Annotated in this window: 17 protein-coding genes; 9 read left to right on the forward strand and 8 right to left on the reverse strand. The window is 42.2% G+C overall.

The window, feature by feature from the left end; genetic code table 11:
* Window positions 1–122: 122 nt before the first annotated feature.
* Window positions 123–1,310 carry a glycosyltransferase family 4 protein gene (locus tag QI031_RS28975; protein ID WP_281482994.1) on the forward strand — a complete coding sequence of 396 codons (1,188 nt, stop codon included), beginning with the start codon at window positions 123–125 and terminating at the stop codon, window positions 1,308–1,310.
* 164 nt (window positions 1,311–1,474) lie between these two features.
* Window positions 1,475–2,494 (forward strand): cyanophycinase, encoded by a 1,020-nt coding sequence (locus QI031_RS28980; RefSeq protein WP_281482995.1) that lies wholly within the window; start codon window positions 1,475–1,477, stop codon window positions 2,492–2,494.
* A 127-nt stretch (window positions 2,495–2,621) separates the two neighbouring features.
* Here the strand turns inward: QI031_RS28980 and QI031_RS28985 are convergent, their stop codons facing one another.
* From QI031_RS28985 to QI031_RS29010, 6 genes are all read right to left on the reverse strand, one after another.
* Complete coding sequence (locus QI031_RS28985; RefSeq protein ID WP_281482996.1) at window positions 2,622–3,788, reverse strand: IscS subfamily cysteine desulfurase; 1,167 nt, start codon at window positions 3,786–3,788, stop codon at window positions 2,622–2,624.
* Between the two features lie 4 nt (window positions 3,789–3,792).
* The gene (locus QI031_RS28990) at window positions 3,793–4,419 is read right to left on the reverse strand and encodes a restriction endonuclease subunit R (protein WP_281482997.1); all 627 of its coding nucleotides are present in this window, start codon (window positions 4,417–4,419) and stop codon (window positions 3,793–3,795) included.
* A gap of 367 nt (window positions 4,420–4,786) precedes the next feature.
* The gene (locus tag QI031_RS28995; RefSeq protein ID WP_281482998.1) at window positions 4,787–5,386 is read right to left on the reverse strand and encodes a Uma2 family endonuclease; all 600 of its coding nucleotides are present in this window, start codon (window positions 5,384–5,386) and stop codon (window positions 4,787–4,789) included.
* Window positions 5,387–5,533: 147 nt separating this feature from the next.
* Window positions 5,534–6,040, reverse strand: coding sequence for a MogA/MoaB family molybdenum cofactor biosynthesis protein (locus QI031_RS29000; protein WP_281482999.1), 507 nt, complete (start codon window positions 6,038–6,040; stop codon window positions 5,534–5,536).
* 113 nt (window positions 6,041–6,153) lie between these two features.
* Complete coding sequence (psb28, locus tag QI031_RS29005) at window positions 6,154–6,489, reverse strand: photosystem II reaction center protein Psb28 (protein WP_281483000.1); 336 nt, start codon at window positions 6,487–6,489, stop codon at window positions 6,154–6,156.
* Window positions 6,490–6,775: 286 nt separating this feature from the next.
* On the reverse strand, window positions 6,776–8,932 hold the full coding sequence (locus tag QI031_RS29010; protein ID WP_281483001.1) for a polyribonucleotide nucleotidyltransferase: 2,157 nt from the start codon (window positions 8,930–8,932) through the stop codon (window positions 6,776–6,778).
* Between the two features lie 564 nt (window positions 8,933–9,496).
* Here QI031_RS29010 and QI031_RS29015 point away from each other — a divergent pair.
* The 5 genes from QI031_RS29015 (at window position 9,497) to QI031_RS29035 (ending at window position 17,884) form a co-directional block, all read left to right on the forward strand.
* Window positions 9,497–12,730, forward strand: a complete 3,234-nt coding sequence (locus QI031_RS29015; RefSeq protein ID WP_281483002.1) for a DEAD/DEAH box helicase — start codon at window positions 9,497–9,499, stop codon at window positions 12,728–12,730.
* A gap of 558 nt (window positions 12,731–13,288) precedes the next feature.
* A complete protein-coding gene (locus QI031_RS29020) occupies window positions 13,289–14,101 on the forward strand; it encodes a toll/interleukin-1 receptor domain-containing protein (protein WP_281483003.1) in 813 nt (270 codons plus the stop codon).
* 90 nt (window positions 14,102–14,191) lie between these two features.
* The gene (locus QI031_RS29025) at window positions 14,192–16,402 is read left to right on the forward strand and encodes a tetratricopeptide repeat protein (protein WP_281483004.1); all 2,211 of its coding nucleotides are present in this window, start codon (window positions 14,192–14,194) and stop codon (window positions 16,400–16,402) included.
* A gap of 171 nt (window positions 16,403–16,573) precedes the next feature.
* Entirely contained in the window at window positions 16,574–17,410 is an 837-nt protein-coding gene (locus tag QI031_RS29030; RefSeq protein ID WP_281483005.1) for an SWIM zinc finger family protein, read from the forward strand.
* Between the two features lie 162 nt (window positions 17,411–17,572).
* A complete protein-coding gene (locus QI031_RS29035; protein ID WP_281483006.1) occupies window positions 17,573–17,884 on the forward strand; it encodes a CU044_2847 family protein in 312 nt (103 codons plus the stop codon).
* Window positions 17,885–18,024: 140 nt separating this feature from the next.
* Here the strand turns inward: QI031_RS29035 and psbC are convergent, their stop codons facing one another.
* Both psbC and psbD read right to left on the reverse strand, forming a co-directional pair.
* Window positions 18,025–19,413, reverse strand: a complete 1,389-nt coding sequence (psbC, locus tag QI031_RS29040) for a photosystem II reaction center protein CP43 (protein WP_281483007.1) — start codon at window positions 19,411–19,413, stop codon at window positions 18,025–18,027.
* The gene (gene psbD, locus QI031_RS29045; RefSeq protein ID WP_281483008.1) at window positions 19,397–20,455 is read right to left on the reverse strand and encodes a photosystem II D2 protein (photosystem q(a) protein); all 1,059 of its coding nucleotides are present in this window, start codon (window positions 20,453–20,455) and stop codon (window positions 19,397–19,399) included. Before psbD ends, psbC begins: the two co-directional genes overlap by 17 nt.
* 444 nt (window positions 20,456–20,899) lie before the next feature.
* Here psbD and QI031_RS29050 point away from each other — a divergent pair, with 444 nt between their 5' ends.
* Together QI031_RS29050 and QI031_RS29055 are read left to right on the forward strand one after the other, a co-directional pair.
* Window positions 20,900–21,496 carry a photosystem I assembly protein Ycf4 gene (locus QI031_RS29050; protein WP_281483009.1) on the forward strand — a complete coding sequence of 199 codons (597 nt, stop codon included), beginning with the start codon at window positions 20,900–20,902 and terminating at the stop codon, window positions 21,494–21,496.
* Between the two features lie 209 nt (window positions 21,497–21,705).
* Window positions 21,706–22,503, forward strand: coding sequence for a peptidylprolyl isomerase (locus QI031_RS29055; protein WP_281483010.1), 798 nt, complete (start codon window positions 21,706–21,708; stop codon window positions 22,501–22,503).
* The last annotated feature ends 65 nt before the right edge of the window (window positions 22,504–22,568 follow it).

Genomic DNA, 22,568 nt, shown 5'->3' on the forward strand with positions numbered 1-22,568 from the left:
ATCAAAAAACTGTTAAAAAATCTCAAAGTTTTAGTAAATATACACACTGCAATTACCACCCTTGTATTTTTAGATAAACGTAGTTTTTTAGATAATTGATCAAGTATCGGGGAGTCTAGTATATGAAAGTACTGGTACTGAGTTGGGAATTTCCGCCGAGGATAGTTGGGGGAATTGCGCGTCACGTTGCGGAATTGTACCCAGAACTAGTAAAACTAGGGCATGAAATTCACTTAATTACAGCGGAGTTTGGTCAGGCATCGATGTATGAAGTGGTTGAAGGAATACATATACATCGAGTCCCAGTGGAAATTAGTCACGACTTCTTTCACTGGATAGTGAATCTTAACCAAAGCATGGGACATCATGGTGGTAAATTAATTTTGGAAGAAGGGCCGTTTGATTTAATCCATGCTCATGATTGGTTAGTGGGAGATGCTGCGATCGCTCTCAAGCATAATTTTAAAATACCTCTTATTGCCACTATTCACGCTACCGAATATGGACGCTATAACGGTATTAACACTGATATACAACACTATATTAGTAGCAAAGAAAACGCACTTGCCTATAATGCTTGGCGGATTATCGTTTGCAGCGATTATATGCGGCAAGAAGTAGAACGAGCCTTACATAGTCCTTGGAACAAAATCGATGTAATATACAACGGTATCCGAGCCGAAAAGAAACAGCACCACGAAGATTTTCATGCTCCAGCTTTTCGTCAGCAATTTGCTGAAGAACATGAAAAAATTGTTTACTATGTCGGTCGCATGACTTATGAAAAAGGTGTACCTGTGTTGCTTAATGCTGCTCCCACAGTACTTTGGGAAATGGGAGGTAACGTTAAATTTGTAATTATTGGTGGTGGCAATACTGACCATCTCAAGCGTCAAGCCTGGGATTTAGGAATTTGGCATAAGTGCTATTTTACCGGCTTTCTTTCTGATGAATATTTAGATAAATTTCAAACCGTAGCTGATTGTGCCGTTTTTCCCAGTCTTTACGAACCCTTTGGTATTGTAGCTTTAGAAAGCTTTGCTTCTCGCGTTCCCGTGGTAGTTTCTAATACTGGAGGTTTTCCAGAAGTAGTACAACACACTAGAACAGGTGTTGTTACCTGGATTAATAATTCTGAATCTTTAGCTTGGGGAATTTTAGAAGTTTTAAAAAATCCCGGTTATCGGCAATGGTTGATTGATAATGCTTACAAGGATTTAGAAAAACGCTTTAGCTGGCCGAAACTAGCCAAGCAAACAGAAGATGTTTATCAGCGAGTTGTACGAGAGCGATCGCAAGTTGTATGGTAACAAAATGTCGAGTTACACCGAGTTTTCCGCAGATTAGCCCAGATAATTAATTGTTACTCTGGGTTATTTAGCGTAAAAAAACAGTACAAACCCTGTACGCTGGAAATTTTGCCTGCTCTGATGCGAAAGTTAGCAATAATTGCAGTTTGCACCAAAAGCTGACTATGACACAGGCATTTCCCAATATAGCAAGATGGTTGAAGACTGTAGGAAGTAATTTGATGAAGATGGGAGCTTCAATCATCACCCGTCTTACAGCATACCTGAAACCCAACTTCCAGAGCAACACTCTCGATGTTCATCCCTCCTTAGCTGGGCCTGTCCTGAATATAGGTGGAGGTGGCATTGATGTAGAGGAAGCCATCCAGTGGATGATTAACCAAGTCAGAGGAACTACTAACCACACCTCCAAAGTTAATGTTATTGTACTTCGCACTTACGGCGATGACGATTATAATCGGCTGATTTATGCCATGAAAGGCGTGAACTATGTTGAGACTTTAGTAATTAGCAATAAAAACGATGCTAATAAAGCTGAGATTGTACAAAAAGTGAGAAATGCTGATGTCATCTTCTTTGCTGGTGGCGACCAATGCCAATACATCCGCAGTTGGAAAAACAGTAAGCTAGAGACTGCCATTGAATCAGTTTATGCCAAAGGCGGTGCTATTGGTGGCACTAGCGCAGGAGCAATGATCCAAAGTCAATATATCTACGATGCTTGTGCTTCTTCTGAAGAAGGCATTGAAACTAAAGATGCACTTGTTGATCCCTATAAGGATATTACCTTCACTTACAACTTGTTTCCTTGGAAATATCTCAAAGGAACTATTATAGATACCCACTTTGACAGACGTAAAAGAATGGGTAGAATAATGGCTTTTATTGCCCGTCAAATTCAAGATGGTGTATCACAAAGTGTTTTAGGAATAGCCATTAGTGAGGAGACATCGGTTGTTGTAGATAAATATGGTTTGGCGAAAGTTATGGGTAGAGGTGCAGCATATTTTGTATTAGGAGATCATCAGCCTGAAGTATGCAAACCCCGAACTCCTCTAACATTTTCCGACTACAAAATTTGGAGAGTTCCCTATGGTGATACTTTCGATTTAAAAAACAGACCCACAAGAGGTTATTATCTCAGAAGTGTTAGGCAGGGAAGATTTAGCTCAGATCCTTATTGAGATGAGAGGGGGTCAGTTGTCAATTGTCAGTTGTTAGCTGTTTTTGATCTGGTTTAATACCCCAACCCACTTGACAACAGTTGCTACAATTTGCTATTGACCACTAACCACTGACCACTGACCACTTCTAAACCAATGTTGCTTGCTTGCGTAAACTTTGAATAGTAGCGATCGCATGTTTCGCTACAATATCAATCTCTGCTTGAGTATTAAAACGTCCAATACCAAATCGCACTGAAGCATAAGCTAATTTTTCTGAATGTCCCAATGCTGTCAGCACATGAGAAGGTGCAGTAGTTGTTGACGAACAAGCAGAACCAGAAGATACTGCCATCACTGGCTGTAATCCTAGTAAAAGTGCAGCCCCATCTACTCCCTCAACGCTGATATTCAAGTTTCCTGCTAGTCGTTGGGTAGCATTTCCGTTGAGGTGAACTTTTTCTACTTGAGAAAGTTCTTCCCACAATCTTTGCCTTAACTGGGTGAGACGTTGAGTTTCTGTCGCTTGTTCTGTCAAAGCTATTTCTACAGCTTTACCAAAGCCGACAATTTGGGGCGTATACAGAGTCCCAGAACGCATCCCTCGTTCATGTCCACCGCCATGCTGTTGGGGGGCAATTTGGACTCTGGGGTTGCGCCTACGCACATATAACGCCCCAATACCTTTAGGGCCGTAGACTTTATGGGCAGTTAGCGACATCAAGTCAATTTTCATCGCTTCCACATCTAAAGGAATTTTACCAATAGCTTGGGCTGCATCTGTGTGAAATAAAACTTGGCGATCGCGGCAGATTGCGCTAATCTCAGCTAAAGGCTGTAATACTCCTATTTCATTATTTGCAGCCATTACTGATACCAAAATTGTTTCAGGACGAATAGCTGTTTCTAACTGAGTTAAATCAATTATTCCGTCTTTTTTAACTGGCAGAATAGTAATTTCAAAACCCAGTGTTTTCAAATATTGGCAAGGGTCAAGCACTGCACTATGTTCAGTCGCAATAGTAATAATATGTTGACCTTTTTGAAAATAAGCTTCAGCAACACCTTTAATCGCTAAATTATTCGCTTCTGTTGCACCGCTAGTAAAAACAATTTCTTCCGGCGTGGCGTTAATTGCTGCTGCTAAAGTTTCCCGTGTTTGTTTGACGGCTGCTTCTGCTTCCCAACCATAAACATGGCTAATACTAGATGGATTGCCAAATTTTTCTGTAAAGTATGGGAGCATTGCTGCTAATACTCGTTCATCTACAGGTGTAGTAGCATGGCAATCGAGATATATAGGGTGATTAGACATAAAATTAACTCAAAATTTCACTTAGTTTTTTTAAAACACTGAGAACTTTATACAATTCATTTTCACGTTTTAAAAGCGTAAATTCGTCAGACATAGCATACTGATTTATAATTTCCTGAGCTAGTTTCAAAAAAGTAAAATGACTGCCATTAGTAACTAATCCAAACACAGGCTTTTTCGGATTAGGATTCGCTAGCATGTAAGTAAGTGCTTGAGGAATAGCTCCCAAAACAGAAAAACTGGGTTTTTTGGATTCAATTACTAATAACCATAATTGTTCTTGAATAATTAAAATATTAATTCTACCTCTGACAACTTCCCCTTCATCGTCCGCAGATATTTCTATCGATTGTTCACTTCTAATTAAAAAAGGTTCATCATAAAATCCAGCTAGACTAAGTATAGGAGATAATACTACTAATTTCACCGTTTCTTCTGACAATGGAGGATGTTTCACTAAGCGAAGAAAGTGAAATTTTACCTTATCTAAAGATTGTTTTTCTAAAACCGTAATTTCTGATAATTTTTCTAGCCATTCTGTAAAAAATGCATCATTTTCTGCTAATTGCAGATTAAATCTTTCTTCCAGATAGGCCAGTCCGACATTTTGTGCTTGGATGACTTGAATCATAGTTAAGCGAAAGACCCATAATAACTATAACCAGCAGGACTTACGCAAGGACGCATAGACGCGTCAGCGGCTACTCCTACGAGTTCTCCGTAAGGAGTACCCGCAGGGTAGAACGCAAAGGTAAGAGGGATTTAGAGAGTGATTGCGTAAGTCCTAATCAGTAATAAACTAGACTTTTCAAATAACCTCTAACCTCTGAGCTTTTCTTAATGAAGATTCGCTTTTCGCAGATATTAGACCTCTTGCATAAATATCTTTTTGTCTCACGCAAAGACGCAAAGACGCAAAGAAGAAGCTAAGAATAAGGACTTTTGCAAGAAGTCTATTTATATCAATTGTTGACTTCTAATCAAAAAAAGCTAACGAGTCATCTGTTGAGTTCATTCCGGACAACCTGAATAAATTCCTGCACAGCATCATACTGGTCAGGCATAGCAATATAATGTAGCAGTAAAGTAGGGTCTAAATCGGAAAAAAATCCACTCCGGTCTACTTCACAATATTCGCCTTGCTCAGTCAGGCGGAATATTTTTATAGAGTTTGATTTCCAAAACCAAACTTCAGGCACTTTTTTGGGTTTATATAACTCTTTCCTGTTAATAGTTCCACTGGTGACGATAATTTCAATTACAATGTCTGGTGTTTCTTTATTGCTTCCAATGCAATAAGACTCATCAGGTGTACCAGAAGCATACCCAGGTTCTTCTATGGTAAAACCACCGCGACCGTAAAACCGGATACCCAACTCTTTCATGTAAGCTTCTAGTAAATAACCGAGAGTTGTTTTCACATACTCATGCTTATCTCCTACGGGAGACATAATTTCCATTACCCCTGCTAAATAGGTTAGTCTGACTTCTCGGTTACTTTCTAACTGTGCTTCTATAATTTTGAACTGCTCCCAAGAAATACCGCGCACAGTTACCAATTTTTCTTCTGTCGGCTGCTCTAAAACTGGGATACTCATATCAACACTTCCTTATCTACTGCTATTTTGATATAAACTCCCAAAGTTGGCAGCATTTGCTCAACTTGTTCAAGCTTTGCTCTTTTCCTGATAACCAGTACCAAAGTTCCATCCCTAACTTTGTAATTACACAAGTATAGATTTTATCTAGTGAGCTTTCATTTGATTGACTAAATGGGTAAGTTCTGGTAGTATTATTTTTTCCATACCTAACTGCACAGCGTTACTAGAACCGGGTAAAGAGAAGATTAATTTTTGTTGATAAATACCAGCAACAGCGCGAGAGGCGATCGCTCGTGAACCAATTTCTTGGTAACTTAAAAATCGAAACAACTCGCCAAATCCCGGCAAGGTTTTTTCTAGCAACTTTTCAATAGCATCATAGGTGGTATCCCTCGGCGCTATTCCCGTGCCACCATTAAAAATTACAACGTCTAAATTTGTATTTTGACCCAGCAGTTCTATCTGTGCTTGAATCTGCGCTGGTTCATCTTTAATAATTGCATAGGCTGCTACGGTATGGTTAGCATCAAGGAGCAATTGTTGGATTAGCTGACCACTCTTGTCTGTTTGAGGAGAACGTGTATCGCTGACAGTAACAACAGCACAAGTTACTGAAATTCCTGGTAAGTTTGGGTGAGGTTGTGATGTCATTGTTATTAGTCATCAGTAATTAGGCATGGGAAGTGTGCATTCAGATAAAGATTTAATGCCCCGTGCCTATTCCCCATGCCCAAAAATTCTACCTACAAGAGGTAGAGTTTTTATTAAGCTTTGTTAAATCCCAAGTCATGTTCTGCGGCATAGCGCTCCATAAAACGCATAAAACGTTCCCATTCTTCAGCCGATTTCATCAAATGAAGGGCTTCTAATGCTTCCGGTTTACCATTGACGAATTTACCCTTAACTTCGCGGGTAACTATTTCTCCTTCTTCGTCAATTAAGTACATACCGGTAACTTCTTCGGTGCTGTCTTGAGCCAAAATCTGAGGATTTGTAAAAATAAACGTTGCTGTGCCACTATCGCCACTGCGCGATCGCGTTAAGCGTACTTCTGGAATTACTTCTTCGTCAATACCTCTAGAAAACTGAATTTTCGCCATGATAAATGAATTTAAACTTTTGTGATGGTTAATTTAATATTCTCTCATTATTTAGAACTTCAATGTAGTCGAGCGTCTTGATATTTACTTTGTGTGTATTTAACTATAAAATCTAGTTTTTAAGTATAAAAATGCGTAATTGTTAGTTTCAACTACGAGTTATATAATTGCGCCAAGTTAATCAATAGATCTATATAGAGCAAATGCTCGCTTTGAAGAAGCATACGGCGATGCCTACAACAGAGGCATCGCGGATTTTAGATCAAATCTAAAATCCCCAATCGAGTTACCGATTTACTGCCGCAGCTTCTCGCGCCGCAGCTGCTTGATCTGGGTGGATACCTAAGCGTGTGAGATTGATCCGTCCCTTATTGTCAATCTCGCGCACTTTGATAATCACTTCATCCCCGACTGCAACTTCATCTTCAACTTTGCCCACACGGTAGTCAGCTAATTGAGAAATGTGGATCATGCCTTCTTTCCCAGGCAAAAATTCCACAAATGCACCAATTGGGATAATTCGAGTAATTCGACCTGCATAAACATCCCCTTCATGCAGCTTGCGAGTCATGCCTTGAACGATGTTACGGGCTTTTTTCGCTTTGCTCTCATCTACAGCAGAAATTGTCACCGTGCCATCATCTTCAATGTCGATTTTGGCTCCTGTTTCTTCAGTGATGCCCTTAATTGTTTTGCCTCCAGGGCCAATGACAAGACCGATCATGTCTGGATCAATCTTGATTGTCAGCAAACGTGGAGCATAAGGTGAGGTTTCAATACGTGGTTGCTCGATTGTTTGCAGCATTTTCTCTAGAATATGCAATCGAGCTGATTTAGCTTGGTGGACTGCTTGAGCAATAACTTCTAACGACAGACCGGAGATTTTCATATCCATCTGTAAGGCGGTAATGCCAGTATCTGTGCCGGCAACTTTGAAGTCCATATCGCCCAAAAAGTCTTCAATGCCTTGAATGTCGGTGAGGACTCGCACTTCATCCCCTTCTTTAATTAGACCCATTGCTGCACCGCTAACGGGTTTAAGAATTGGGACACCAGCATCCATCAGCGACAAGGTCGAACCACACACCGAACCCATTGAAGTGGAACCGTTAGAAGAAAGCACTTCCGATACGACACGAATCACGTAGGGGAATTGTTCTTTTGGTGGTAGCACAGGTAAAAGCGATCGCTCTGCTAAAGCGCCGTGACCAATTTCTCTTCTACCAGGGGCGCGTAATGGCTTGGTTTCCCCAACTGAAAAAGGTGGGAAATTATAATGATGCAGGTAGCGTTTAGATTGGTCTGTTTGCAAATCATCGTTGAGGTTTTGGGCATCTCCCGGTGTACCGAGAGTACAAGTAGATAATACTTGGGTTAGCCCTCTGTTGAATAAGCCGCTGCCGTGGACTCGTTGAGGTAAGACCCCAACTTGACAAGAAACAGGACGTACTTCATCTAGTTTACGACCATCCACACGCACGTTATCTTCAATGATTTGACGACGCATGAAGTGTTTGGTAATGCCTTTAAAAGTATTGCCCAATGCCTTGGTATTTGCGGTTGAGGCAACTTTAATTGGGTCTTCTTCTGGTAGCTCGGCGATCGCAGTAGCAATTGTTTCTTTGACTGCATCTAAAGCATCATCTCGTTCGGCTTTGGTAAACTGAAATTGAGCCAGGATTTTCTTAATCTCATCGCTAGCGCGATCGCGGATATAATTTTCCAGAGTTTGGTCTACTTCTGGTGGTTCTTCCTGGACTAGTGTCAGACCTAGTTCTGCGACTAAATCTTGCTGTGCTTTGATTAAGTCTCGCACTGCTTCATAGCCAAAATCAATCGCCTCGATAATATCTCGCTCTGGCAACTGATTGGCTCCTGCTTCCACCATGATTACGCCATCTGGTGAACCTGCTACTACTAGATCCAAGTCTCCATTTTCAGCTTCTGCATAAGTGGGGTTAATAATAAAGTCATCTCCCACTAAACCGACTCGTACCGCTGCCATTGGCCCATTAAAGGGAATTTGAGCAATCAAGGTAGCAATGGAAGCGCCTGTAACTGCTAATACATCGGGTGGAACTAGCTCGTCCATCGACAGTGTTACGGCGATAATTTGCAAGTCATCCCGCAACCATGAGGGGAACAAAGGACGTAAGGGACGGTCTATCAAACGACTAGTAAGAATTGCTTTTTCTGGTGGACGACCTTCACGCCGCATGATTCCTCCAGGAATCCTACCCGCGGCATACATTCTTTCTTCGTAATCTACGGTAAGGGGTAGAAAATCAATACCTTCTCTACCCTTTGAGCGCGTAGCTGTCACCAAAACAGCTGTGTCCCCTGATTCTATCAAAACTGATCCACCAGCCTGGGGAGCTAGTAGGCCTACCTTCAGTCGAATATCCCTGCCATCGAAGGATATTGACTTATCAACTTCTGCCATTCAGTTTTTTTTCCTTCTATTTTCGCTATTCTCTCTTCTGTGGCAATCCTAACATTTATGCCCTAAGGCTGACTTCTGTTACATACAAAGCTCAACAAGTCGTTTAATACTGAACACAATACATCCACAGGAGTAAATTTGACTGCTTTTTGCCTGAGCAACTAGTAGTCTGTCAACCCAAAACCGTGCTGACTCAACTTTATAAGCTTTTCATTGATTAGGAATGGGTGGTTTATTTCCGCCTAACTGTACTAGTTGTACAATAGAACCAGCGTGACAAGTATAGCTATACTAATCAGAAAAAAGTTTGATTTTAGATAAAACACTTTGTTGTGTGTAGCATTTTGGACACTTTGATTACTCAAGTAGTTTGTTTTTAGGAATTTATAATATAGTTCACCAACCTTTTTTATACTTGGTAAAAACGGATTATTTCGATATTTAATTTTTTATTTTATTATATAAGAATGTTATAAATCAATAATACTATTTATCAGCTAATAAAAAACGAAATAAACATGTATTTAATATCTTAAGTTTGACAAAAATCAAAGTAGCTAAAAAATGGCAATTTTACACGGAAATTGGTTGCACAAAAATCAAAGTAGTTGTTTATTTATTTGGGGAGAAACTTGGCGTTCATTGCGGGTAAATTTTCAGTTGGATGAATCTACAGATATACCTCTACATCCATTAGCTATGACATCTGTGGAGTTAAGTGAGTGGTTACAAGATTCACCAAAAATAAAAATTTCTCACTTCATGCAGTCATTCCAAGCTGCTATAACAAGTACTAATAAAAAGCCCAAAAAAACAACTTCTACAGAGATAAATCTACCAAAAAAATGCCAAATAATTGCTTTACCCACTCATATTTCAGACAACAGTAAAGCAGCTAACGCATCTATGTTTCCTGTGCATTCTGCGAACTTGGGACTTGAAATAGACTCGCCTCAATATCTACAACCGTGGCGAGTTGAAGGTTTTTGTCTCAATCCTAGCGAAGCAATCAAATTTTTGACTTCTATTCCTCTGAATGCTGCGAATGGAGAAGATGCCTCTTTAGGTAAAGATTTACGTTTTTGGTCACAGATTGCTCGTTGGAGTTTAGATTTAATTTCGCGGTCGAAGTTTTTACCCACTATCCAAAGGCAATCTGACAGTTCTATCGTTGCAAAATGGCAAGTACTTTTAGATAGTGCTATAGATGGAACCCGCTTAGAGAAATTTTCTGCGAAGATGCCATTAGCTTGCTGCACCTATCAAGAAAGCACTGAGTCGGCAGAAAAATACTTAGCAGTAGATTTACCTGTAGAACCTCAAGAATTATTACTAGAATTTCTCAACAATACAATAGATGCCCAAGTACGAGGGATGGTGGGTTCTCAACCTTTAATTGAAGCCAAAGTAATGGCATCTTTACCAATAGTGCTAAGACAGTGGTTACAGGCTTTAACTAATGCATCTCACCCAATTGATGCTGACGTTATAGGAGTGGAACGACTGGAAGCGGCACTTAAAGCTTGGATGATGCCACTGCAATACCAAATAACAGGGAAAAAACTGTTTCGTACCTGTTTGCAACTGCGTTCTCCAGAGTCTGGGGAAACAGATTGGATATTGGCGTATTTTCTTCAAGCAGCTGATGATCCCAATTTTTTAATAGATGCAGCCACAATTTGGAATAACCCAGTTGAGCAATTAATTTATCAAAATCGCACCATTGACCAACCGCAAGAAACATTTTTAAGGGGTTTGGGGTTAGCTTCAAGATTGTATCCAGTAATTGCTCCCAGCTTAGAAACTGCATCTCCTCAATTTTGTCATCTCAATCCATTACAGGCTTATGAATTTATTAAGTCTGTGGCTTGGAGGTTTGAAGATAGTGGTTTAGGAGTGATTTTACCTCCTAGTTTGGCGAACCGCGAAGGTTGGGCAAATCGTTTGGGATTAAAAATTAGTGCTGAAACACAAAAGCAAAAGCAGGGAAGATTAGGGTTGCAAAGTTTACTCAATTTTCAGTGGCAGTTGGCAATTGGGGGACAAACTATTTCTAAAACTGAGTTTGATCGGCTGGTAGCGTTGAATAGCCCACTAGTAGAAATTAATAACGAGTGGGTGGAGTTACGACCCCAAGATATTAAGACAGCCCAAGCTTTTTTTGCTTCTCGCAAAGATAAAATGGCACTTTCTTTAGAAGATGCTTTGCGCCTCAGCACTGGTGATACCCAAGCAATTGAAAAGTTACCAGTAGTTAGCTTTGAAGCTTCTGGGGCATTACAAGAGTTGATTGGAACATTAGCGAATAATCAGGCGATCGCACCTTTACCCACACCAGCCAGCTTCCAGGGACAGCTACGACCTTATCAAGAACGTGGTGCAGCTTGGTTGGCTTTCTTAGAACGTTGGGGCTTGGGTGCATGTCTGGCGGACGATATGGGATTGGGTAAGACAATTCAATTTATTGCCTTTCTCCTGCACCTGAAAGAACAGGACGCACTAGAAAAACCAACTTTGTTAGTTTGTCCAACTTCTGTGTTAGGTAACTGGGAACGAGAAGTTAAAAAGTTTGCCCCTAGTTTAAAAGTTTTGCAATATCACGGCGATAAGCGCCCTAAAGGTAAAGCTTTTACAGAAGCAATCAAAAACCAAGACTTAGTGATTACTAGTTATTCACTAGTTTATCGAGATATCAAATTATTACAGAGCCTTTCTTGGCAGGCGATCGTTTTAGATGAAGCTCAAAATGTCAAAAATCCAGAAGCGAAGCAATCACAAGCAATCCGACAATTAGAAACAACATTTCGCATTGCTTTAACAGGGACACCAGTAGAAAATAGATTGCAAGAATTATGGTCTATTTTAGATTTTCTCAACCCTGGTTATTTAGGTAATCGCCAATTTTTTCAGCGGCGGTTTGCCATGCCAATTGAAAAATATGGTGACATCGCTTCTTTAAATCAATTGCGTTCTTTAGTTCAACCTTTTATTTTGCGTCGACTGAAAACCGATCGCGACATTATTCAAGACTTGCCAGATAAGCAAGAAATGAATGTATTTTGTGGTCTGACTACCGAACAAGCTACACTTTATCAACAAGCAGTAGAGACATCTTTAACAGAAATTGAATCGGCTGAAGGATTACAACGTCGAGGCATGATTTTAGCTTTATTAGTTAAACTCAAACAAATCTGCAATCATCCAGCCCAATATTTAAAAGCAGGTACATTAGAAGAACATCATTCTGCCAAATTGCAACGGCTAGAAGAAATGTTAGATGTAGCTTTAGCAGAAGGCGATCGCGCTTTAATATTTACCCAATTTGCGGAATGGGGCAAGTTACTCAAACCTCATTTAGAAAAGCAACTAGGGCGAGAGATATTATTTTTATATGGCAGCACCACTAAAAAACAACGTGAGGAAATGATTGATCGTTTCCAACACGATCCCCAAGGGCCACCAATTATGATTCTCTCTTTAAAAGCAGGTGGAGTAGGACTCAACTTAACTAGGGCAAATCATGTTTTCCACTTTGATAGATGGTGGAATCCTGCGGTAGAAAATCAAGCCACAGACCGAGTCTTTCGCATTGGTCAAACCCGCAATGTGCAAGTACATAAATTTGTTTGTACTGGCACATTAGAAGAAAAAATTCATGACATGATCGAAAGTAAAAAACAACTAGCAGAACAAGTAGTTAGTGCGGGTGAAGAGTGGTTAACTGAAATGGATACAGACCAACTGCGTAACTTATTAATCCTTGACCGTAGCGCAGTCATTGAAGAGGATGAAGGGTAATTTCTGATTTCGATTAAGACAAGAGACACAAGAAGTCACTGTCTCTACGAAGGATTGGTTATTGTAAAGACGGCGATTTACTATATCTTTGTTCTAAACACCAACTTTCGAGTTCTGAACATCAACTTTCGTGTTTGGAACACCAACTGTCGCGTTCTAAACACCAACTTTCGAGTTCTGAACATCAATTTCCGAGTTCAGAACACCAACTTTCGCATTCCAAACACTAACTTCCGAGTTCTAAACACCAACTTCCGAGTTCTAAACACCAACTTCCGAGTTCTAAACACCAACTTCCGAGTTCTAAACACCAACTTCCGAGTTCTAAACACCAACTTTCGCGTTTGGAACATAAACTATCGAGTTCAGAACATAAACTTCCGCGTTCAGAACACCAACTTCCACGTTCTGGGAATGCCGTGAGAAAATTATACAATCTTATAAAGTGTGAATCTTGTGTGTCTTGGCACTCAGAGCAGCTATAGAGCTAATCCCACAAGCATTAATTAGATATTTTTCTATTTAAAAATCTATTAGACTTATTTCTTATCTAACTCTATGGATGACCAAGAAGCACTACAGCAAACTCTCAACCGCGCCCGTCGCGCCCTCCAGATATTAGAAAACCAAAAAGCTGGTTATGGAATTAGAGTTCCAGTAGATTTGCAGATTGAACTAGAGGAGAAACAAAAAGAAGTCACCAGCCTAGAGGCACGATTGAGTCAGTTACAAAAAAAGCGCCCAGAAAGTGTACCTGATAATCTAGCAGACTATAATCATCAATCTTCCACACATCAGCCACCAGAAAGTCAAGAAAAAGAAGTTTTTATTTCCTACACCTGGCGAGATAATCACAGCGAACCATTTGTACAACAACTAGAAAAAGCATTTCAGGCAAAAGGCATTACAATCATTCGGGATAAAAATGTAGTTGGCTACAAACAACGATTTCAAAAGTTCATGCAGCGATTGAGCCGGGGCAAATGCGTAATTGTGGTAATCAGCGACCAATATTTAAAATCTGAAAATTGCATGTATGAACTAGTCGAAATTGCCAAGAAGGGCAACCTTTATCATCGAATTTTCCCCATAGTTTTAGCAGATGCCCAAATTTATCAGCCGATTGCAAGAATTAAATATATTGAGTATTGGGAAAAGCAAATTCAAGACTTAAATAACGCGATGAAAACAGTTAACGCTGCTAATTTACAGGGATTTCGAGAAGAAATTGATCTATATACTGAAATTCGTAATATGTTTGCTAATCTCATCAAGCTGCTGAAAGATATGAATACTTTGACACAAGACATTCATATACAATCAAACTTTGAGGCACTGCTCAAGGCAATTGAAGAAACTTTAGATGAGTAAACTAACTAATAGCATCTGCGGGGCTGCAAGATCCCCGACTTCTTCAAGAAGTCGGGGATCTGACCACCAATTTATTCTTATCCAAATTCTATGGACGATCAAGAAGCACTACAGCGAACTCTCAACCGCGCCCGTCGCGCCCTCCAGATATTAGAAGAAGAAAAAGCTGGTTTTGGAATTAGAGTTCCAGTGGATTTGCAAATCGAACTGGAGGAAAAACAAAAAGAAGTCACCAGCCTAGAGGCGCGATTAAGCCAGCTACAGGGAAATCACCTAGCAAGTTTACCTGATAATTTGCCCCGCTATAACGATGTATTTGTGGGACGAAAAGTAGAAATTAAGCGTTGTTTAGAAGCACTTTCACCAGAAGAACGGGGTTGGGGTGTGGCAATTGACGGTATTGGTGGGATGGGCAAAACAGCCTTGGCGCTGGAGGTAGCCCACAAAGCCCGTGATCAAGCCCTATTTGATGCCTACCTGTTTGTTTCTGCCAAAACCACTTGGCTTTCAGCTGAGGGAGTGCGGCAAGAAACCCTTGCCCTGTCTTCTCTCGATAGCTTCTGCCGGGAATTTGCCAAGGAATTGGGACACGCGGATATTGTCACAATGACTGATGCCACAGAACGCCGCCGCGCCCTTCTCGATGCCCTGCGGGGACGGCGCACCCTGTTGATTTGGGACAACCTAGAAACTCTGAATACAGAAGAACGCGAAATGATTGCCGAGTTTCTGCGGAAACTGCCCACCCCCAACAAAGCCATCATTACCAGCCGCCGCCGGACTGGAGAAAGCGCCCTCACCATTCGCTTAGATCGTCTCTTAGAAGCAGAAGCTTTGGAATTAATGCAAACCAAGGGACGTTTATACCCCCGCCTAGCCCAGGAACTAAAGACAACCAAGCCAGAAATATTAACCGCCTTGTATGAAGCCGCTGGTGGCAACCCCCTAGCTTTGGATTGGACATTGGGACAGGTGGCACATAAAGGTTACTCTCTCAGTGTTGCCCTAGAACGGTTGCGGAATGCTGCCAACTCTGCCGACCTCTACGGCTTTCTCTTTGCTGATGCTGCTCAAACTCTTTCTGAAAAAGATCGCACAGTATTATCTGCCCTAGTTGTATTTCTGACACCAGCAAAAACCGCAGCATTGGCAGATGCTACAGATTTAGTCATCACTGAGATTCAAGTTTGTTTAGAGCGGTTAGTTACTTTATCTTTGGTGAATGACTTGGATGACGAACGCTTTGGACTGCACCCCCTCACTCGCACCTATATTCGAGCAGCGATAGTTGGGACAGATACTATAGGGACACAGCCGCTAGCAGGTGGAATTAGTTTTGACTCTGCTGCCCAACGCAAAGTTCTAAGTTACTGGGTGAATTATGCCCAGAAGTACGGGGGTGACGGCAAAAATGCTTACAAAACATACGACAAGCTAGAAGCCGAGTGGCAGAATCTAGAGGGCGTAGCTACAACCCTGCGGGAGATGACAGGCATCCCTGGTGCATTGAAAGATCGACAGGCTGCCCAGATGCTCATCGATTTGGAAAATGCTTTGGATCTATTCCTCTGGTTTCGCGGTTACTGGGATGAACGGGTGCGCTTGGGTGAGTGGCGATATCAGGCAGGAAAGGCGCTGAGTCAGTGGAGCGATGCTGGTTGGGGAGCTTACAATGTTGCCTGGATTCACTACAATCGTGCGGAGACGGAACGGGCAACAAGTTGGGCAGCGCAGATGGCAGAGGCGATGGAATGTGGCGGTAGTCGTCGAGATAAGGCTGTTGCAATTCAGTTACAAGGAAATATTGCAAGTCAACGCCAGGAATTTGCAGAGGCGGAGCGTCTGCATCAAGAAGCGTTGGCAATTTACCGAGAGTTGGGGGATGAAGAATGTCAGGCGATCGCTCTCAACTGGCTGGGAGGAGTAGCGCGATCGCAGAAACAATATGATCGCGCCGAGTCCTACTACAAACAAGCATTGGCGATCGCCGAAAAACTGAGTTTAAAACAAGAACAAGCTTATATTTCTGGCAACTTGGGAAATCTCGCCCTTGACCGCGATCGCCCAACAGAAGCCCGCCGCTGGTACGAGCATCAGTTAGCTCTAACCCAGGAAGTGGGACGGCAAGATCAGATAGCTGCTGCTCAAGAGGGGATAGCGCTAGTTTTGGAAGAAGAGGGGCGCTATACAGAGGCGCTATCCTTAGCACAGGCTGCCTTAGAAATCCGGGAGCATCTGCGCGATCAGAACTTGGATTTTTCACGCCAATTGGTCGAGCGGTTGCGGCGCAAGGCAGAATAATTCGTAATTCGTAATTCGTAATTACAGCCTTTCCCTTTTCCCCGTTAACCGACTTGAAACTCCTTATACTCTCTGCGTCTCTGCTTACTGAGCGCAGTCGAAGTATGCGCCTCTGCGTGATAAAAATCATTTTGCATTTATACAACACCTCATTGAACTTCGATATTGATTATGACTAATGACACTTTACAAGCAAGCCGCGAATGGTGGTCACAGCGTTGGCTAGAGTTACTTGATTCCTACCGCTTTAAAAAGCGTTTAGAACGTGCAAGAAATTATGCCCGTCAAGGCAATGTTTTAAGTATTGAATTTAAAGGTGCAAAAGTTTTAGCCAAAGTGCAAGGTAGCGAAGTAGAACCTTACAAACTTTCTCTATCACTTGATGCTTTTAGTGATGAAGAATGGGGCTACGTCATTGAAACCATGTCCCAAAAAGCAATTTTTGCTGCCAAGCTTTTAGCAGGAGAAATGCCACAAAACATTGAAGAAGTATTCACAGCGAATGGTCTTTCTTTGTTTCCTTTTACCCTATCGGATGTTCATGGTAAATGCTCGTGTCCTGATAAAGCCAACCCCTGTAAACATATTGGGGCAGTTTACTATCAATTGGGCGATAGATTCAGCGAAGACCCATTTGTCCTTTTTCAATTACGCGGTCGAACTAAAGAGCAAATTATCAGAGATTTACGCCAATTGCGAGGCGCGAAGGCTGAAACTCCGACAACAGAAACCTCTGGTATTCCCCAGTCAAAACCCAACACCCAATATTCTGCAAACATTCAGTCTTTCTGGCAATACCATGAACCGCTAGAGTCTTCTTTAGTGGTAATTGCACCATCAAGTAGTGAAACAGTGCTAGATACATTAGGAGCAATTCCTCTGGCCAAAACAGAAGAAAGTGCAGTAAATTTAACTTCGAGTGATGTAGTAATGAAGTATTTGGGTACTCTTTACAAAGAGGTTAGCCAAAAAGCCATGTTAGAAGCCATGAACGTGGGAGATTCTTGAATATATCACCTTTGCTGTATCGCATTTCTCCAACCGTCAGCTCCCCGACTTCTTCAATAAGTTGGGGAGTTCGCAGCCTGATAATTGAGTATTTTACTTATATAGTTAGTTTTATTTATTACTAATAATTATATTAAAACGGAGCAATCCAGTCAAAACAATATGGAAATCCAAAGCAGAATTATTTCCGTAGAACTTGCTGATGGCACAAGTATTAAAGTTGAAGTTACACCAATTGATGAACGTAAAATAACCGTTCAAGACCGATATTTTCACGAAGTAACTGCTGTTATTGAATCCCTGACTAAAGACATTGCTCAAGTTTTGCAGAATGCTAAACCAGATAAAGCCAGCGTTAAATTTGGTATAGAAATAGGTATTGAATCGGGTAAACTTACACCTTTATTAGTCAAAGGTACTTCCACAGCTAACTTAGAAATCACTTTAGAGTGGAATAACAACTTGTTTGATTAAAAACAGGATGTAAGGCTCAGATGCCCGACTTCTCAAAAAAGTCGGGCATCTTGTTGTTCACAAATTATAAAAAAAGCTCTTGCTTTTACACAAGAGCCACTAAAGCATTCAATTGTCAGTGATGAAAATAATCTTGCAACCTAGTCGAGGTCATTCATAAACATGACTGGTTCAGTCTCACGGTTGATTCCTTTTTCAAAACCACCGGCAGCTGCACGAGCGCGACCAGCGTGCCACAAGTGACCGATTAAGAAGAAGAAACCTAACACGAAGTGAGAGGTAGCCAACCAAGCACGAGGAGATACGTAGTTGAAAGAGTTGATTTCAGTAGCCACACCACCCACAGAGTTCAAAGAACCCAGAGGAGCATGGGTCATGTATTCAGCGGCACGACGAGCTTGCCAAGGTTGAATGTCATTCTTAACTTTTTCCAAGTCAAGACCGTTAGGGCCACGTAAAGGCTCTAACCAAGGGCCACGGAAATCCCAAAAGCGCATGGTTTCTCCACCGAAGATGATTTCACCAGTGGGAGAGCGCATTAAGTATTTACCTAGACCTGTGGGGCCTTGGGCGGAACCGACGTTAGCACCCAAGCGTTGGTCACGAATTAAGAAGGTCAAAGCTTGAGCTTGAGAAGCCTCAGCACCTGTGGGACCGTAAAATTCGCTGGGGTAAACGGTGTTGTTAAACCAAACCATACAGGAAGCAATGAAACCCATCAGGGACAAAGCACCCAAGCTATAAGAAAGGTAAGCTTCACCAGACCAAATGGATGCACGACGCGACCAAGCAAAAGGCTTGGTAAGGATGTGCCAAATACCGCCAGCAATACAAATTAAGGCAATCCAAATATGCCCACCGATGACATCTTCCATGTTATTGACGCTGACAATCCAGCCGTCGCCACCAAAGGGAGACTTAATCAAATAACCAAAGATGACTGCCGGATTCAGTGTTGGATTGGTAATAACACGAACATCGCCACCACCAGGAGCCCATGTATCGTAAACACCACCGAAGAACATTGCTTTCAGTACCAACAGCAGCGCTCCACATCCTAAAATAATTAGGTGGAACCCGATGATGTTGGTCATCTTGTTCTTATCTTTCCAGTCATAACCAAAGAAAGAGGAGTACTCTTCTAAGGTTTCTGGGCCACGCACGGCATGATAAATACCGCCAAAACCCAGCACGGCTGAAGAAATTAGGTGAAGTACACCAACAACAAAGTAGGGGAAGGTGTCGATGACTTCACCACCAGAACCAACACCCCAACCCAAGGTGGCGAGGTGAGGTAATAAGATTAAGCCCTGCTCATACATGGGCTTTTCAGGGATAAAGTGAGCGACTTCAAATAAAGTCATCGCTCCAGCCCAGAATACAATCAAACCAGCATGGGCAACGTGAGCGCCAAGTAGTTTGCCAGAGAGATTAATCAGACGAGCGTTACCAGACCACCATGCAAAACCACTGGATTCCTGGTCACGTCCGCCGCCTAAAGTTGTAGATCTATTAGAGAGCGTTACCACGAGGTAGAACCTCCTCAGGGAATACAAATTGTTCGTGAGGCTGATCTTGAGGAGCCATCCAAGCGCGGATACCCTCATTCAGCAAAATGTTTTTGGTATAGAAGGTTTCAAACTCTGGGTCTTCTGCCGCCCGCAATTCTTGCGACACGAAGTCATACGCCCGCAGGTTGAGTGCTAAACCGACAATCCCGATTGATGCCATCCACAAACCTGTGACTGGTACAAACAACATAAAGAAGTGTAACCAGCGTTTGTTGGAGAAAGCAATCCCGAATATCTGTGACCAGAAACGGTTTGCTGTCACCATTGAATAGGTTTCTTCGGATTGGGTGGGATTGAAGGCGCGGAAGGTGTTTGAACCTTCACCATCTTCAAATAGGGTGTTTTCTACTGTTGCACCGTGAATCGCGCACAATAGCGCTCCACCCAATACTCCTGCTACACCCATCATGTGGAAGGGGTTGAGTGTCCAGTTGTGGAAACCTTGCAGGAATAACAGAAAGCGGAAGATGGCTGCGACACCAAAGCTGGGTGCAAAGAACCAGGAAGACTGTCCCAAGGGGTACATCAAAAAGACGCTGACGAATACCGCTATTGGGGCTGAAAATGCTAAAGCGTTGTAAGGACGAATCCCTACTAACCGAGCAATTTCAAATTGCCGCAACATGAAGCCAATTAAACCAAAGGCTCCGTGTAGAGCTACGAATGGCCACAATCCACCCAATTGACACCAGCGAGTAAAGTCGCCTTGGGCTTCTGGTCCCCACAGCAACAACAGGGAGTGTCCCATGCTGTCTGCGGGTGATGATACTGCTACTGTTAAAAAGTTACAGCCTTCTAAGTATGATGACGCTAGCCCGTGGGTGTACCAAGAGGTGACAAAGGTTGTACCGGTTAGCCAACCGCCTAGTGCCAGGAAGGCGCAGGGAAATAGTAATATTCCTGACCAACCTACGAATACGAAGCGATCGCGCTTTAACCAGTCGTCTAGTACGTCAAACCACCCTCTACTACTGGGGGCGCGTCCTACTGCGATGGTCATTGAACTAAAATCCTCTTTTACTAAAATTGCAACGTTTTTAAGCAATGCTCTGGCCGATTTTTCCGACTTCAGGCAAATACTACGAGGAATTAACGTTTTTTTGACACTCTTGACGGCTCGAAAGCTGCTAAAATTCTGAGAGGTTGCCGCTTAGTTTATTCGGCATTTCTCAGGATTGTGCCATTACATTTACTGTTGGCTAGTAACCTAGCTTTTGGTAACTTAATGATTCTTAACTTATCACATTAGTTCGGTTTTTCGCCTAAGCACGGAGGTAAATTAGGTATTTAAGATGAACCTATATAAATATTATTGATATCAGAATTTTAACAATTTGACATAACTTTTCTCATAAATCTTAAAACTCTTAACCTTCAGTTTGCAAGATATCCTATTAAGATGGCAGACTTTTAATGGGAAGAACTCACAGGACAAGGTAGTTCAATGACGGCATCAACAACAATTAACAAAGGCGATTCTCCTAACGGTGATAGCTCTGCTTCAAGCGTCCTGCATCAGAAAGTTCTCGGTTCTCGTCGGTTTAGCAACTACTGGTGGGCAACTATCGTGACATTTGGAGCTACAGGCTTTTTGTTAGCTGGAATATCTAGCTACCTAAAAGTAAATTTACTACTAGTTACCGATCCAACTCAACTGATATTTGTACCCCAAGGCTTAGTTATGGCGCTGTATGGCAGTGCTGGCTTGCTTTTAGCCTTATATTTGTGGCTAATGATTTTATGGGATGTAGGTGGCGGTTACAACGATTTCAATCGTGAAACTGGTAGCATTAAAATTTTTCGTTGGGGATTCCCAGGCAAAAACCGTCGCATCGAGATTGGCAGCCGTACACAAGATGTACAGTCTGTGCGAATAGATATTAAAGAAGGGCTGAATCCCCGTCGCGCACTTTATTTACGTATTAAAGGTCGGCGAGATATTCCCCTAACACGAGTAGGTCAACCGTTATCCTTAACAGAGCTAGAAACTAACGGTGCAGAATTAGCCCGCTTTTTAAGAGTACCTTTAGAAGGGCTTTAAAGGATTTGGGCATTGGGCATTGGGAAGAAGAGGCAGAGGGGCAGGGGGCAGGGTGCAGGGGGGATGAAGAAAAATTCCTCTTTCTGCTTTTCTTCCTGCTTTCCCTAGTCCCCAGCCTCTAGCCCCTAGATCCTAGCCCCTACTTCTAAATATAAAATCTAAAAATCCTCTGAGAAGATAAGATACTCTGGTTGAGTCAGTAACTGGCAATGCGTTTAAAAGTTTCACAATATTTGGTTGCGCTTTTGATGGTCAGTGCTTTGATGTTGGGAGGATGTTCAACAGAGCAGGTTACTTCTTCTAACTCTTCTCCAACCTCCGCAGCAGTGGAGACAAGTACTGCAACAACTACTGCTGAAGCAACATCTGTATCACAAACTACTAGTGAGAGTATTCCTGGAATGAAAGATTTACCACGGCTCGAAGGCAAAGCTACTGTGGTGATGACGGTTAAAGGTTCGCCGATTACTATCGAAGTAGACGGTACGAATGCCCCAATTACAGCCGGCAACTTCGTAGATTTAGTGCAAAAAGGTGTATATGATGGGTTAGTTTTCCATCGAGTTGTACGCGAACCCCAACCGTTTGTAGTGCAAGGGGGCGACCCCCAAAGCAAAGACCCGAAAGTTCCGGCAAATAGGCTGGGAACAGGGGGCTATATTGACCCGAAAACTGGCAATGAGCGCCGTATACCCTTAGAAATTAAGCCACAAGGGGAACCAAACCCAATTTACGGTAAGACATTAGAATCAGCTGGGGTAACGAAACCACCTGAGTTGCAGCATAAAATGGGTGCAGTGGCAATGGCGCGATCGCAAATGCCCGATTCAGCTTCTTCACAGTTTTACTTCGCCCTAGCAGATCTAGCGTTCCTAGATGGTAGCTACGCTGTTTTTGGCAAAGTCACTGACGGATTCGATGTAGTTAATAAAATTCAGCAAGGCGATCGCATCGACTCTGCTAAAGTCACTCAAGGCGCAGAAAATCTGAAAACACCCGGTTCGTAGGAAGCAGGGAGGCAGAGGAAGAAGCAGGGGGGCAGGGAGCAGGGAGCAGGGGAGACAGAAAGACA

Origin of the sequence: Halotia branconii CENA392, assembly GCF_029953635.1 — a bacterium.
In the GTDB taxonomy this organism is placed as follows: Bacteria; Cyanobacteriota; Cyanobacteriia; order Cyanobacteriales; family Nostocaceae; genus Halotia; species Halotia branconii.

Bases quoted from the DNA above. Each gene is read 5' to 3' on its own strand.
- QI031_RS28975 (WP_281482994.1), top strand. From the start codon at position 123: ATGAAAGTACTGGTACTGAGTTGGGAATTTCCGCCGAGGATAGTTGGG.
- QI031_RS28980 (WP_281482995.1), top strand. From the start codon at position 1,475: ATGACACAGGCATTTCCCAATATAGCAAGATGGTTGAAGACTGTAGGA.
- QI031_RS28985 (WP_281482996.1), bottom strand. From the start codon at position 3,788: ATGTCTAATCACCCTATATATCTCGATTGCCATGCTACTACACCTGTA.
- QI031_RS28990 (WP_281482997.1), bottom strand. From the start codon at position 4,419: ATGATTCAAGTCATCCAAGCACAAAATGTCGGACTGGCCTATCTGGAA.
- QI031_RS28995 (WP_281482998.1), bottom strand. From the start codon at position 5,386: ATGAGTATCCCAGTTTTAGAGCAGCCGACAGAAGAAAAATTGGTAACT.
- QI031_RS29000 (WP_281482999.1), bottom strand. From the start codon at position 6,040: ATGACATCACAACCTCACCCAAACTTACCAGGAATTTCAGTAACTTGT.
- psb28 (WP_281483000.1), bottom strand. From the start codon at position 6,489: ATGGCGAAAATTCAGTTTTCTAGAGGTATTGACGAAGAAGTAATTCCA.
- QI031_RS29010 (WP_281483001.1), bottom strand. From the start codon at position 8,932: ATGGCAGAAGTTGATAAGTCAATATCCTTCGATGGCAGGGATATTCGA.
- QI031_RS29015 (WP_281483002.1), top strand. From the start codon at position 9,497: ATGGCAATTTTACACGGAAATTGGTTGCACAAAAATCAAAGTAGTTGT.
- QI031_RS29020 (WP_281483003.1), top strand. From the start codon at position 13,289: ATGGATGACCAAGAAGCACTACAGCAAACTCTCAACCGCGCCCGTCGC.
- QI031_RS29025 (WP_281483004.1), top strand. From the start codon at position 14,192: ATGGACGATCAAGAAGCACTACAGCGAACTCTCAACCGCGCCCGTCGC.
- QI031_RS29030 (WP_281483005.1), top strand. From the start codon at position 16,574: ATGACTAATGACACTTTACAAGCAAGCCGCGAATGGTGGTCACAGCGT.
- QI031_RS29035 (WP_281483006.1), top strand. From the start codon at position 17,573: ATGGAAATCCAAAGCAGAATTATTTCCGTAGAACTTGCTGATGGCACA.
- psbD (WP_281483008.1), bottom strand. From the start codon at position 20,455: ATGACCATCGCAGTAGGACGCGCCCCCAGTAGTAGAGGGTGGTTTGAC.
- QI031_RS29050 (WP_281483009.1), top strand. From the start codon at position 20,900: ATGACGGCATCAACAACAATTAACAAAGGCGATTCTCCTAACGGTGAT.
- QI031_RS29055 (WP_281483010.1), top strand. From the start codon at position 21,706: ATGCGTTTAAAAGTTTCACAATATTTGGTTGCGCTTTTGATGGTCAGT.